This window comes from Methanomethylovorans hollandica DSM 15978, from assembly GCF_000328665.1.
In the GTDB taxonomy this organism is placed as follows: domain Archaea; phylum Halobacteriota; class Methanosarcinia; order Methanosarcinales; family Methanosarcinaceae; genus Methanomethylovorans; species Methanomethylovorans hollandica.
Map to the genome: position 1 here is coordinate 1,048,330 of NC_019977.1, position 12,227 is coordinate 1,060,556.

The 12,227-nt window shown below is 43.2% G+C and carries 14 protein-coding genes and 1 pseudogene; 7 read left to right on the forward strand and 8 right to left on the reverse strand.

The genetic code is table 11. From position 1 onward, the window contains the following. Positions 1 to 42: 42 nt before the first annotated feature. A complete protein-coding gene (gene purS, locus METHO_RS05060; RefSeq protein WP_015324453.1) occupies positions 43 to 291 on the forward strand; it encodes a phosphoribosylformylglycinamidine synthase subunit PurS in 249 nt (82 codons plus the stop codon). After that, positions 291 to 989, forward strand: a complete 699-nt coding sequence (purQ, locus tag METHO_RS05065; RefSeq protein WP_015324454.1) for a phosphoribosylformylglycinamidine synthase subunit PurQ — start codon at positions 291 to 293, stop codon at positions 987 to 989. Before purS ends, purQ begins: the two co-directional genes overlap by 1 nt. Positions 990 to 991: 2 nt before the next feature. Here the strand turns inward: purQ and rnhB are convergent, their stop codons facing one another. From rnhB to METHO_RS14100, 5 genes and pseudogenes are all read right to left on the reverse strand, one after another. Then, complete coding sequence (gene rnhB, locus METHO_RS05070) at positions 992 to 1,642, reverse strand: ribonuclease HII (protein WP_015324455.1); 651 nt, start codon at positions 1,640 to 1,642, stop codon at positions 992 to 994. Positions 1,643 to 1,682: 40 nt separating this feature from the next. Continuing rightward, positions 1,683 to 2,615, reverse strand: coding sequence for a type II secretion system F family protein (locus METHO_RS05075; protein WP_015324456.1), 933 nt, complete (start codon positions 2,613 to 2,615; stop codon positions 1,683 to 1,685). After that, positions 2,602 to 3,060, reverse strand: a pseudogene (locus METHO_RS14090) (type II/IV secretion system ATPase subunit). Before METHO_RS14090 ends, METHO_RS05075 begins: the two are co-directional and overlap by 14 nt. Then, positions 2,975 to 3,304, reverse strand: a complete 330-nt coding sequence (locus METHO_RS14095; RefSeq protein ID WP_052309357.1) for a type II/IV secretion system ATPase subunit — start codon at positions 3,302 to 3,304, stop codon at positions 2,975 to 2,977. The pseudogene METHO_RS14090 and the gene METHO_RS14095 overlap by 86 nt, the downstream one beginning before the upstream one ends. Continuing rightward, positions 3,285 to 3,917, reverse strand: a complete 633-nt coding sequence (locus METHO_RS14100; protein WP_015324457.1) for a hypothetical protein — start codon at positions 3,915 to 3,917, stop codon at positions 3,285 to 3,287. The genes METHO_RS14095 and METHO_RS14100 overlap by 20 nt, the downstream gene beginning before the upstream one ends. A 454-nt stretch (positions 3,918 to 4,371) precedes the next feature. Here METHO_RS14100 and pheT point away from each other — a divergent pair, with 454 nt between their 5' ends. After that, on the forward strand, positions 4,372 to 5,988 hold the full coding sequence (gene pheT, locus METHO_RS05085; protein ID WP_015324458.1) for a phenylalanine--tRNA ligase subunit beta: 1,617 nt from the start codon (positions 4,372 to 4,374) through the stop codon (positions 5,986 to 5,988). A gap of 183 nt (positions 5,989 to 6,171) precedes the next feature. On the opposite strand, the gene METHO_RS05090 is transcribed toward pheT, so the two are convergent. Then, positions 6,172 to 6,429: a hypothetical protein gene (locus METHO_RS05090; RefSeq protein ID WP_015324459.1), complete on the reverse strand. Its 258-nt coding sequence runs from the start codon at positions 6,427 to 6,429 to the stop codon at positions 6,172 to 6,174. Between the two features lie 327 nt (positions 6,430 to 6,756). On the opposite strand from METHO_RS05090, the gene METHO_RS05095 reads away from it, so the two are divergent. Together METHO_RS05095 and METHO_RS05100 are read left to right on the forward strand one after the other, a co-directional pair. Continuing rightward, the gene (locus METHO_RS05095) at positions 6,757 to 7,041 is read left to right on the forward strand and encodes a nucleotidyltransferase family protein (RefSeq protein ID WP_245546335.1); all 285 of its coding nucleotides are present in this window, start codon (positions 6,757 to 6,759) and stop codon (positions 7,039 to 7,041) included. A gap of 26 nt (positions 7,042 to 7,067) precedes the next feature. Continuing rightward, positions 7,068 to 7,391: a HepT-like ribonuclease domain-containing protein gene (locus METHO_RS05100; RefSeq protein WP_245546366.1), complete on the forward strand. Its 324-nt coding sequence runs from the start codon at positions 7,068 to 7,070 to the stop codon at positions 7,389 to 7,391. A 139-nt stretch (positions 7,392 to 7,530) separates the two neighbouring features. Here the strand turns inward: METHO_RS05100 and METHO_RS05105 are convergent, their stop codons facing one another. Beyond that, on the reverse strand, positions 7,531 to 8,334 hold the full coding sequence (locus METHO_RS05105; RefSeq protein ID WP_015324462.1) for a hypothetical protein: 804 nt from the start codon (positions 8,332 to 8,334) through the stop codon (positions 7,531 to 7,533). 271 nt (positions 8,335 to 8,605) lie between these two features. On the opposite strand from METHO_RS05105, the gene METHO_RS05110 reads away from it, so the two are divergent. Further along, positions 8,606 to 9,337: an NAD-dependent protein deacylase gene (locus tag METHO_RS05110; protein ID WP_015324463.1), complete on the forward strand. Its 732-nt coding sequence runs from the start codon at positions 8,606 to 8,608 to the stop codon at positions 9,335 to 9,337. Between the two features lie 634 nt (positions 9,338 to 9,971). Next, positions 9,972 to 11,774, forward strand: a complete 1,803-nt coding sequence (locus tag METHO_RS05115) for a disaggregatase related repeat-containing protein (protein WP_015324465.1) — start codon at positions 9,972 to 9,974, stop codon at positions 11,772 to 11,774. A 107-nt stretch (positions 11,775 to 11,881) separates the two neighbouring features. Here the strand turns inward: METHO_RS05115 and METHO_RS05120 are convergent, their stop codons facing one another. Further along, on the reverse strand, positions 11,882 to 12,214 hold the full coding sequence (locus METHO_RS05120; RefSeq protein ID WP_015324466.1) for a P-II family nitrogen regulator: 333 nt from the start codon (positions 12,212 to 12,214) through the stop codon (positions 11,882 to 11,884). Positions 12,215 to 12,227: the final 13 nt, after the last annotated feature.

Consider the following 12,227-nt stretch of genomic DNA (forward strand, 5'->3'; position numbering starts at 1 on the left):
GGTCTGTTATACTATAGCAACTAATCTAATTGAGGATAAATCATGAGATATGAAACTGATGTGATCATCGAATTAAAATCCGGTATGCTTGACCCGGAGGGCACTACTATAAAAAGAGCTCTGGAACACCTGGGGTACACCCCGGAAAGTGTGAATACTGCAAAGAAATATACTATCACGCTTGACTCAGACAACATCCATGCTGCAAGAGAGAATGTGGAAGAAATGTGTCAGAAGCTCATTGCAAATCCAATAATACACAATTATAGCATCACTTTGAGGGAAATCTGATGACCGTTGCCATTATCCAGTTCGGCGGCAGTAATTGTGACCAGGATGTGCTTCACGTCCTGCAGGATGTTGTAGGTCTGGATGCAAGACTTGTATGGTACAAGGAAGAAAGTCTTTCTGGTTTTGAAGGGGTGGTCATCCCCGGTGGTTTCTCCTACGGTGATTACCTCCGGGCCGGTGCCATAGCAGCACGTACTCCTATTATGGAGTCGGTGAAGACACTGGCTAAAGAGGGCAAGCCAGTTCTCGGTATATGTAATGGTTTCCAGGTACTTACAGAATCCGGCCTGCTTGCAGGTGCCCTGACAACCAATATGTACCCCAAGTTCAGGTGCCAGCCTAACTGTCTGCGTGTGGAAAGCATAGAAACTCCATTCACCTCCAGGTTCAAAAAAGGTGAAGTGGTGCATATCCCCATAGCCCATAAGGAAGGCAATTTCTATGCCACCGAGGATACTCTGGCGCAGCTGGAACACGATGATCTTGTGGTTTTCAGATATGCAGATGCCGAAGGTCACATTACCGATGAGGTAAATCCCAACGGTTCACAGGAGAACATTGCAGGCATTGCCAGTACCTCCCGTAATGTACTGGGCATGATGCCACATCCGGAGAGAGCTTCAGAGGACATACTCGGCTCAAAGGACGGGCTTAAGATATTCGAATCCATGGCAGATCACATAACAGGTTCTGCATGAACCTATTTTTCTTTAAGCACGTTTAGAGCGGTCTTCCACGAATGTCTGACAAAATCCGGCAGAGTACCATGTTCTCTGCTCCAGTCTTCAAGGAAACGCTTTGTTTTAGGATCTGAAGGATAGCCACTTCCCAGATCGATACCAATTCTATTTATCAGCTCTTTTACCAGTTCATCCCTTCTCACTTTGGCTACGATCGAGGCTGCAGACACTATCGGATATGTCGCATCTGCCTGGTGTTCGGAAACTACGGTCAGCTCTTCGGACTTTTCAGGATACTTTTTTGCATACTGTGCTTTCAGATTTGTTCCGAACCTTGCTGCATTCACATCCGCAGCATCGACATAGGCCATATCGGGCTGCAATTCTTCAAGCACCCTGGAAAAACCCAGGACCATTATCTGGTTCATGCTCATAACCTTGCGCAATTCATCGATCTGCGATGGAGATACCTCAAAAACGTAGACCTTGTGTGCATATTTATTTATCTGGTGTGCAAGATGTTCTCTTTTCTTAGGTGTGAGTTTCTTGGAATCAGCAACTCCCAGATTCTTCAGGGAATCTAGCTTACCTTTATCTGCAAGCACACCTCCAATGCACATCGGACCGATCACAGGTCCCTTTCCGGCCTCATCTATTCCTGCTATTCTCATCCATTATTATAACCAGAGCAATGCATAAAAGTTGATATGTTCAAATGAACAGCGTGAAGATAACAAAACCAATTGTCATCATGATTATCGAATGCTTAAGCCCGGACATCACACTTCCTTCTCCCATAGCCCCGGCCATGAGTCCGGAGCTAAGTCCTTGTATCAGAGCTGCGTGTTTGAATAGCTGGGTATAGGCATCCAGATCAAAGCTTCCCAGAAAGCCTCCGGAAGATCCCGAAGCAGCCATTTTCTCCCCAGCTGCAGCCATTTCAGCAAGGAACGTAGTGGATATGACGAATATCACACCCACAAACACAAGGAAAGAAATGTAGATTATAACTATATAGATCATCATTCTCATGCTTCTTTCCCGGCGCATGGCCTGTTCAGAGGCAGCGTCCCTCGCAGCAACTATAAGCGCTTCACCGATATCCCCGCTGGACTCATTTGCCTTTGTGATAAGAGAAAGAGAACGAGTGATCACCTGTGTTCTTAACCTGTTGGCGAAACGTATCAATGAATCATTAATTTCAAGACCCCAGGTAATATCATTCCATATTTTCTTTATTTCCTTGCTCAGGATATTTGTATCTGATCTTGCCATCAGCTGTATCGAATCCCTAAGGGTAATGCCTGTTTCATTGGTGATTGCCAGTTTCTTCAGCATATCTGGGAAATTGTTCTCTATCCTTTTCTTCTTCATATTCTTAATCTCATGGAATATAGCCAGAGGTATCAGGATAATGAAAAGTGAAAGAACAAGTTTATCGTCAATGAAATCCACCAGCTGTGCAGGAGTGGCAATACTATGCATGTTAAGAGCAAAAGGTATCATCAGTACAAGCAATGCAAGAGGAACAGTAACTATGGCTGAGAAGAGAGGTTTAGTGAACATGGGTGCAAGGGGATTCTTTAATGTGTTGTTTAAATTGAGCTGTTTTTTAGATCTGATAAAACCTTCATAAATCTGCATGCATGGTGGAAAATGTTGTATGACCTGTGGACATGGCCTGGAAAAGTGTGAGTGCTTCCTTTCCTCTTACTTCGCCCACAAGCAGGTATTCCGGCCTTTATCTTAAGGCAGCCTTAAGCAGGTCATACATATCCACAGCCCCACGTTCGTCTGCGGTAAACGAATCCCTGGTAACACTGGGTATCCAGTTAGGATGGGGCAGTTTAAGTTCCCGTGTATCTTCAAGGGTGATGATTTTTGCTTTTTCAGGAATGAACAGGGAAACAGCGTTAAGGGATGAGGTTTTACCCGATGCTGTACCTCCTGCATAGATCAGGCTCTTATTATTTTCAATACACAGCCAGAGATAAGCCATGGATTCAGCTGAGAACGTACCCCATTTGATAAGGTCCACAGGGGGTGATAGGAACATCGCTGAACTTACGTATGGTAAAAGTACTGCCATGCGCAGTTACACATGTGCCCAGGGTCATCTGTATCCTTGACCCTTCGGGCATTGCGGCATCAACCATTGGTTCTGCCACATATATATGTTTTCCACTTCTTTGGGCAAGCTGGATAATGAAAGAGTTAAGTTCATCTTCATGAAAAACAATATTTGTTGCAATGTTAGTGTGTTTTCGGTGGTACAGGAATATAGGCAGATCGTGCCCGTTGCCTGAAACATCTTCAATGGAATCTTTTTTCAAAGTAGGTCAGTTCGGGTTCTACCACATAGTAAAGATGATTGTTACGCTCAGCATTGAAAAGGATGACCACGAAATTATAAGGTTTCTTGACCCAGTAGTGTTCGATCTCCTCGTAGCCTTCAAGGCCACTAAAATGAGATATCTGTCCGTGTATCTCATGGTCGTATTTCTCTATTTCTTGTTCTTCCTTTTCGAAAAGATTACGGATCTTATCCAGTACCGAAGACTTCTTTTTCAAACCGCCTTCAGATACACTGCATACGCTTTCAACTGTACTTTCTGCCCTTTCACTTTCGATAATAACCTTCTGAGCCTCACTGGAAATATTTTCATCTGCCCCGTATGGTCCATGTACTTCAATATTATGAGGAGATCCAAATTTTGGGGAGCGGGGTACCAGTATTCGAATATCGTTCAACAAGGAACAGGCACTCTCTTCTGTTTTAAATATATGCGCTAAAGCATCCTTTTGTTCGACTTTATTCTCTATAGTGGGTTCTTCGGTATTTTTAGATACATTTCCTTGCGTTGTTGGCAGAGCCCGATTTATTTGTGGCTCAATAATAATAGTTTTTTTATTATCCTCTTCTTTCACACTGGAATTATCAAGCATTTTTCCACCAATTGATACTAGTAGTATGGCAATAATTTAATTTTAATATTTCTATATTATTTATTTTTTATAAATAGTTCTTGTCATAAAGTTAATCAAATTTAGATAGTTCTACATTCAAAGATAGTGCGTAGCAACTACTGAAATCCACTATTATTGCATTGTATCTATCGTGTAATCGTACCCTTTATATGTTAAGCACAGGACATTGATCTGGAAAATAAGCAGTGGCTCTATAATCTGTGTAGAAACCTATATAAAATTTAATTATATATTCAACAATTTATTATAAACCCATTTGCCACTTAATTAATTTTATAAGTAACAATTTATTTTAAGCTGCTTACTTTTTTATTTAAAGTATCTCAGTCATGTCCTGAACAAAAATATTAAATCTCAGATGGTTCATGTTCAGGTAGCATTCAGTCCTTCAATAAATAAGAGGCTACATTCCATGCCAGTTATCACCCTAGATTATAATGACCTTGAAAAGCTTACAGGTGCCGATAGGAAAACCATTGTCAGCCGCATTCCAATGATCGGTGCGGATGTCGAACGTTTGGAAGATGATCATGTTGATGTCGAGTTTTTTCCAAGCCGCCCTGACCTATACAGCGTTGAGGGTGCCGCAAGGGCCATGCGCGGCTTCCTTGGAATCGAGAAAGGGCTTTGCGAATATGAGGTAAGACCTTACAGTGTCGAGATCTATAAAGATGCTGCAATAGATGATGTCAGACCGGTTCTGGGGTGCGCAGTTGTCAGAGGCATGAAGTTCACTTCTTCCTCTATAAAATCCCTCATGGACCTGCAGGAAGACCTGCACTGGGCCATCGGACGCAACCGTAAAAAGGTCTCCATTGGTGTGCATGACATGGCCCACATCAAGCCGCCTTTCAAATACCAGGCAGTGGATCCTGACTTCCGCTTTGTGCCTCTGGATTTCACTGAGCCTCTGTCCATGAGGGAAATAATTGAAAAGCACCCAAAGGGAGTAAGGTTTGCTCATCTTGTAGAAGGTCTGTCTAAATATCCGCTCATCACGGATGCCAATGGTAATGTCCTTTCTTTCCCACCAATCATAAATGGTACTCTTACGCGGGTGCATGAGAATACCACAGACCTATTTATTGACGTGACGGGTCTAAGTGATGCTGTATACACCGCTCTGATCATCGTTACAAGCGCCCTTGCTGAAAGAGGTGGACAGATAGAGTTCGTGCGCATCATCAATGCAGATGGTACGGAAAACATTACACCTGATATGGCTCCTGAGATAAGGCATCTCACCTCTGTAGAAGTATTGGACCTCTCAGGCATTGATCTATCTCCGGAAGAGATTGTTGCAATGCTTGAAAGTATGCGATTTGGTGCAAAGGTCCTGGAAGATGGGACTGTGGAAGTGCAGGTTCCTCGTTATAGAGCGGACATCTTGGATAATTCGGACCTTATCGAGGACATAGCCATAGCCTATGGATACAAGAGCATAAAGCCTATCTTGCCCATGAATGCTACTATAGGTACTCAGCATCCGGTTTCTCTGGAACGTGGCCATATAAGAAGCATTATGGTAGGTCTTGGCTTTTCGGAAGTAATGCCATTCACACTCACCAGTGAAAAAGTTCACTTTGAATGGATGTGCCGTCCGGTTACAGATGATGTTACCTGCGTCATGCATCCTATCAGTGAAGAGCAGACCATGGTGCGGACAACGCTGCTGCCTAACCTGATGGAAATACTATCTCTCAACCAGCACAGGGAACTGCCTCAGCGCATATTTGAAGTAGGGGAGGTAGTTGTGAATGGGAAAAATTGTCTGCATCTTGCTGCGGTATCCATCCATGCAGGTGCAAATTTCACTGAAGTAAGGGAATTACTTGAGGCACTTATGCGGGAAAAGCAGATGCTTTATGAGGTTGTAGAGTCAGAAGATCCTGCTTTCCTGAATGGCCGACGTGCTGATATCCTTGTCAACGGAAGCAAAGTAGGTGTCATAGGCGAAATCTATCCACAGGTACTGGTTAACTTTGGTCTGGGACAGCCTGTGGTAGGCTTTGAGATCAAGCTTCTTTGAACATTTTGTGAAAGATAATATGGCATATACTCTATCATCTGATGAGTAATGTCATGTTTAATTATATTTTATTTTTCTTTTTAATTTTAGTTATTGACAGTCTGATTTAATTCGCTTCCCATATATTATTTTCCTTTCAGTGCATCTTTCTTATTGAAGTCCCTTCCTAAACGTTGCCATAATTTATTTCTTCAGTTCTCCGAACACAAGCTGTCCATACCTTTTTTGCCGTTTGATCTTGTCCATTACCTCATCTTTAGATGAGTTCTTCACATTCATGTGGATGCGCCCTTCAGTGGATACTTCTTCATTAGCACATGTCTCACAGGGGAGTATGCTCTCACGCAGGGACAGATGATCCGGACATTGTTTTTTTCGAGAATGGCTGCGATCTTTTCCCGGAGATAGCAGGCTCTGGCTGAAATAAAAAAGATCATGCACTATTTCTCTCTGTTGTTTTTTATCCTTATTTATTTCTTAATACAATTCATTTGAAACGCAAAGACGCAATGTCGCAAGGAAGCAAAGCTTCTAATTCTCTTCTTTGCTCCTTAGCGTCTTAGCGCCTTTGCATTGATAAAAAATTGTATCGATCGATCAAAAAAAGTTTATCTAAATTCTCTACAGAACCTATCTGGCAATGGTATAGTGGCAAAAGGGCAACTGAACCAAAGTCATGGAAATGGTCAGCAATCTTTAATATGAACGTAGTTAGTTTAGATTATAGAGAGATCGTTCACGGATAAGATGGAGGGAAGGCACATAATAATGCATGATATGAAAGTCCTGATCAAGCAGCATAGGAATGAGATCAGACAAATGTTCAAAGCTGAGATCATAGGCATCTTTGGTTCTTATGCCAGAGGTGAACAGAAAGCTGACAGTGACGTGGACGTACTTGTTAATTTCGATGATGGTGCAACTCTATTTGATCTGGTGGGACTTGGAGACTACCTTGAAGAGATACTTGGCATTCCTGTTGATGTGGTTTCCATGCGAGCCTTGCATCCAATGATGCGTGATGATGTGTTAAGAGAGCTGGTGGCTTTATGAGGTCACCTTTGCTATACTTGTCTGAAATGATCGATGCAGTAGAGGCAATAGAGGATTTTACTCATGGTATGGATAAAGAAGATTTCATGTGTGATGCAAAAACCAAGAGTGCAGTTGTAAGGCAGTTTGAGATACTGGGTGAGGCTGCCAAGGCAATACCTGAAAATATAAAACTTCTTGTTCCAGATCTACCCTGGAGCAGGATTGCCGGGATGAGAAACAGGCTTATTCATGCATATTTTATTGTTGATTACAATCTAGTGTGGGATACTGTGGAAAATGAACTGCCTGCACTAAAAACAAGGCTAGAGACATTACAAGGTGAATTAAATAAAATTGATTCACCTTAAATGCTTTTTCCTTATTCATCTCCGGCTGAAAGCTATCCATCCAACGTCAGCAGAAAAAAATTTTCAGCTAGCTCATGCATCCTTTCCGCGAAACCGGACCTGCTGATAAGCAAAATGCAACATTCTCTCCGGGGCCGTTCTACGCGGCCATCCTTTTCCTTGCTGACCTCAGGATATATGCTTCTGCAAGAAGCAACAAAAAGATGCTGACCATCGTTGTGGTGATAACTGCAGGATACTGGCCGGCGAATCCTTCGGATGAAGTGTGTTTAAGTAATATTCCCGCATAGGCCCAGACAATAACAAGTCCGTAAGCTATATCCCTGTTCTTTAGCATCGTTGCGACTGCTATGATAAGTCCTGCAATGATCATTATGACGGCCCAGGTCGCTTCAGCCAGTCCAAAACCTTTCCATCCAATGCTTACTAGAAGGATAGTAGCGTTAGCAATGGTTGCTACTGTGATCCAGCCGAAGTACACGCTGAACGGGAGCCTGATGAAAAAATATTCCCTCTGAGAAAAACCTTGGTTCTTCATCGTCTGGTTTATCAGGATCAGGCAAACAAGGATCACTATCATCAGTAACATGGACAATGGGATTATGTGGTAGTGCCAGGCGAATACCCAGGCTGTATTGGCAATGGAAGAAACAGAGAACAGTACTCCGATCCTGCTCAATAGCTCAGTCCTCGTGGCACTTGTATCGTCTCGGAAAATGCCAAGCTGGTACAGTGTATATCCTGCAAGCAGCAGGTATATGAGTCCCCAGATAGCAAAGGTCAGTCCTGCCGGGGCAAAGAGATTGGGATAGGAATCTGAGATCTGGCCAGTGTTCACTCCATTGATCGGGAGGGTGTTGGCCAGACCATTGACAGCAACCATAACCAGAAAAGTTATTGCCGTGATGATTTTGAGGATCGTTTCCCTTTCTTTTCTTTCCATTGTTGTTCCCTTCCTATTGTAACGTATAACCCTTCTCTGACAGTGAAGCAATAGAAGTGTTTTTAGTTTTCTGTATTTAAAGCTATGTAATAAAAGACACACAACTTCCATCGGTGGTCATGGATGTCCGAAACTCTTGCTCTGTTATTTAGCAGATAAACGGCAAAACAGTGATGAAAGTGTCCAATCCTGTGATGGTATTCAGGGAGTCAGAGACGTTCTTCGCAAGATCGGGTAAAAGATATATACCTCTCAGCAACAATCTCTCTTTATGCATCAGCTTCTCTCCCTTATGCATAGCTCCAGTCACTGCGTGTTCCTCAGTGGTGCCGGTATCTCTACACTGTCAGGTATACCTGACTTTCGGGGCAGCAAGGGCATATACAAGCAATTCGATGCGGATAAGATCTTCGACATTCATTACTTCCGCAAGGATCCAGCATATTTCTATACTCATGGCAGGGAGTTCATCTACAACCTGGAAGAGAAGGAACCCAACATAATCCATAGAATGCTGGCGAAACTGGAAGATGAGGGCATGGTGAAGTCGATAATCACCCAGAACATTGACATGCTGCACCAGAAGGCAGGCTCCAGGAGGGTCATAGAGATCCATGGTTCTCCTGCACAGCACACCTGCCTGCACTGCGGCAAAAAATTCCCTTATGAGCTTATTTCCCCTATTGTGCACAGTCATCAGGTCGTCCCAAAATGTGACCGCTGTGGAGGTCTTGTTAAGCCTGATATTGTCTTTTTTGGAGAAATGCTGGACCAAAACTCCTTCTCTCAGGCAATTTCCGAAAGCTCGCAAGCCGATCTTATGGTGGTGATCGGTTCATCCCTGGTGGTCCATCCGGCAGCTTCCTTGCCTCTTAACGCTATAAAGCATGGCTGCAGACTGGTCATAGTCAATAACATGCCCACACCGCTTGATGAGTATGCTTATCTCAGATATACGGACCTTGAAGAAGTGTTCAGGTACCTGGAAAAAGAGATCCACTAAGCATTTCATTGCTTATCATTCTTATCATTGAGGTAAATGTAATACTCTGAGTTCATCTTCCCTGAGATATCATGGGTCTTAAGGATTACATCATCACTATTCTTACTGCAAGGTATGAGAAAAACCAGATCAATGCACTCGTCACAATAATTTTACATTTTTATGGCTTTTGAAAAAACAAAATTTAAACTTATAATTATATTATTTTTTGCATAATTTTTTCATAAAGTATATTTGGGCCTTCTTCCTATATTATACATGGGGGTATCCACTAAGGTAACTGGAAGTTTGCTATAACTGGTGGAGAGGGTATGTATTTGAATAAGATCAGGTAGATCGATCTAATCTGGGATTTACTGTTGTTTCTGTTATTGGCCGTAGGAATAAGCTTTGTTGTTATACATAAATTGGCCAGAGGCAGGATCTTGTTGTACTAGATCTCACTGATGTGTCCGATCCATCAGAATTAGAGAGAACAATTAGTCTATCAGCAGTATCTGATGTTACCATAGAAGGCGATTATGCTACGTATACATTGATGGTCTTTTGATTGTGGATATCAGTGATCCCACATTTCATTTTACTTTTATATGTAAGTGAATAGTGGGATATAGGGATAGGGGCGTGTAGTAAAATGAACAGTAAAATAACAGTATTATTGGCGGCCTTAATTCTATTTGCGATCATACCCACAGTAGTGCAGGCAGTTGCTCCTGCAGAACAGTGGAACAAGACATTTGGTGGAACCTCGGATGACGTTGTAAAGTCAGTTCAGAATACTTCGGATGGGGGATACATACTATCAGGAACTACTTCTTCATATGGAGCTGGTGGATCTGATGCCTGGCTGATCAAAGTTGATAGTAGTGGCAACCAGACATGGTATAAGACCTTTGGCGGAACCTTGGATGATGGTGCAAATTCAGTCCAGCAGATTTCTGACGGGGGATATATACTAGCAGGAGCTACTGCTTCGTATGGAGCTGGGGGTACTGATGAATATGGAAGAGCTTATAGTGATGTTTGGCTGATCAAAGTTGATAGTAGTGGTAACCAGACATGGAATAAGACATATGGCGGATCAAATTATGATCATGCTTTTTCAGTTCAGCAGACCTCGGATGGAGGATACATTATAGCAGCAGATACAAACTCTTCTTCTCCAGATAGTAGCTATAGTCCAGGTTGGTTGATCAAAGTTGATAGTGATGGTAACCAGCAGTGGAATACGACTTTTGCCAAAACAGATGATGGTTTTGATTATCACGCATCTTCCGTTGATCAGACTTCGGATGGGGGATACATAATAGCAGGCTGGGTTGAGAGGCCAACTTCAGTTCTGGATTTCTGGTTAAGCAAAGTTGATAGCGAAGGCAATCAGATATGGAGTACGGGTTTCTCAGGTGGAGCTGGTTATGATTTCGCAAATTCAGTTCAGCAGACTTCTGACGGAGGCTATATACTCGCAGGAGAAGCTGGGGGTGATCTGGGAGACCCGGGTGCTGCCTGGCTCTTCAAAACTGACAGCAATGGTAACATGACGTGGGATAAGAGATTTGGTGGAGGATATGAGACCGATGTTGCTGGTTGTGCATACTCGGTTTATCAGACTTCGGATGGAGGATACATACTAGCAGGCACTGTCCGCTCGTATGGCGTTCCCGACACTGATGTCTGGTTGATCAAAGTTGATAGTAATGGTAACCAGCAGTGGACCACGAAGTTTGGTGGAACTGAAGGTGATTCTGTATATTCGGTCCAGCAGGCTTCGGATGGGGGATACATTGTTGCAGGAGAGACCATGTCGTACGGAGCTGGTTCTGCAGATGCCTGGTTGATCAAAGTTGCACCCGAAACACCTTCTGTGTCTATGACTCTGACTCCAACCTACGACAATAACTTGCGTGAGTCTTCAGCGTGCTCAGTTCTTTCCACTGCAACCTATCTGGATGTTGGAAAGAGCAAATCCCGTGCCAGGGATGTGATGTTGTTCGACCTTAGCATGTATGATAAAGATGATACAATATCCCAGGCAACACTCTCACTATATTGGTATTATCCGGCAGGCAAGACACGCACTTCTGATACTGTTGTTGAAGTTTACAGACCAGGGGCGTGGAACCCGAAGTATGTGACGTGGTACTACTACGATTATCGCAAGGCATGGACACCAGTGGGTGGGGCGTGGTTCGATGTTAATGGCGTTGCCCAGGGCAGTGCTCCTTATGCATCTGTGACCTTCCCGGCTGGTACAGTCCCTGATAACCAGTACCATGAATTCGATGTGACACAGCTTGTACAGGAATATGTAAGCGGTACTACAAATACCGGTTTCTTCCTCAAGGCAAGAACTGAGGGTGATAATTACATTGCCTTCTACAGCTCGGATTGGTCAAATGCCGACCAGAGACCGAAGTTGACCGTGACAAAAGCCTGAATGGTTTGAATGTGAGCGACTGTTATTTCGCTCCATTCAGTTTATTTTTAACTAAAAATATAGAATAAAGATAGTTGCCGGAGTTATCCGGCCATTTATTTTTATAGTTATTCTGTGGTTTCATCATCTGTTCTGATGGCTGCGGCCAATTCCACCGGGGAGACAAAGATCCTTCCATCACCGAATTTGCCCGTACGGGCTGATTTACGTATGATATCAATGATTGGACGGACATCTGTATCCTTCACCACCATATCTATCTCTATCTTTGGGATCATATCCACTTCTATCTTCTTACCCCTGTATTGGAGGCATATCCCTTTCTGAGAACCTCTGCCCTTTACCTCGTATACTGTCATGGCGAAATATCCCTTCTCTGCCAGGGCAGCCTTAACGTCGTTAAGCATCTCCGGACGTATGATTGCATTGATCTTCTTCATCGTTATCACCTCC

Coding starts and splice junctions, on each gene's coding strand:
- METHO_RS05115 (WP_015324465.1), top strand. CDS start 9,972: ATGAACAGTAAAATAACAGTATTATTGGCGGCCTTAATTCTATTTGCG.
- METHO_RS05100 (WP_245546366.1), top strand. CDS start 7,068: ATGATCGATGCAGTAGAGGCAATAGAGGATTTTACTCATGGTATGGAT.
- METHO_RS14100 (WP_015324457.1), bottom strand. CDS start 3,917: ATGCTTGATAATTCCAGTGTGAAAGAAGAGGATAATAAAAAAACTATT.
- pheT (WP_015324458.1), top strand. CDS start 4,372: ATGCCAGTTATCACCCTAGATTATAATGACCTTGAAAAGCTTACAGGT.
- rnhB (WP_015324455.1), bottom strand. CDS start 1,642: ATGAGAATAGCAGGAATAGATGAGGCCGGAAAGGGACCTGTGATCGGT.
- METHO_RS05110 (WP_015324463.1), top strand. CDS start 8,606: ATGCATCAGCTTCTCTCCCTTATGCATAGCTCCAGTCACTGCGTGTTC.
- METHO_RS05075 (WP_015324456.1), bottom strand. CDS start 2,615: ATGCAGATTTATGAAGGTTTTATCAGATCTAAAAAACAGCTCAATTTA.
- purQ (WP_015324454.1), top strand. CDS start 291: ATGACCGTTGCCATTATCCAGTTCGGCGGCAGTAATTGTGACCAGGAT.
- METHO_RS05095 (WP_245546335.1), top strand. CDS start 6,757: ATGCATGATATGAAAGTCCTGATCAAGCAGCATAGGAATGAGATCAGA.
- METHO_RS05105 (WP_015324462.1), bottom strand. CDS start 8,334: ATGGAAAGAAAAGAAAGGGAAACGATCCTCAAAATCATCACGGCAATA.
- METHO_RS05120 (WP_015324466.1), bottom strand. CDS start 12,214: ATGAAGAAGATCAATGCAATCATACGTCCGGAGATGCTTAACGACGTT.
- purS (WP_015324453.1), top strand. CDS start 43: ATGAGATATGAAACTGATGTGATCATCGAATTAAAATCCGGTATGCTT.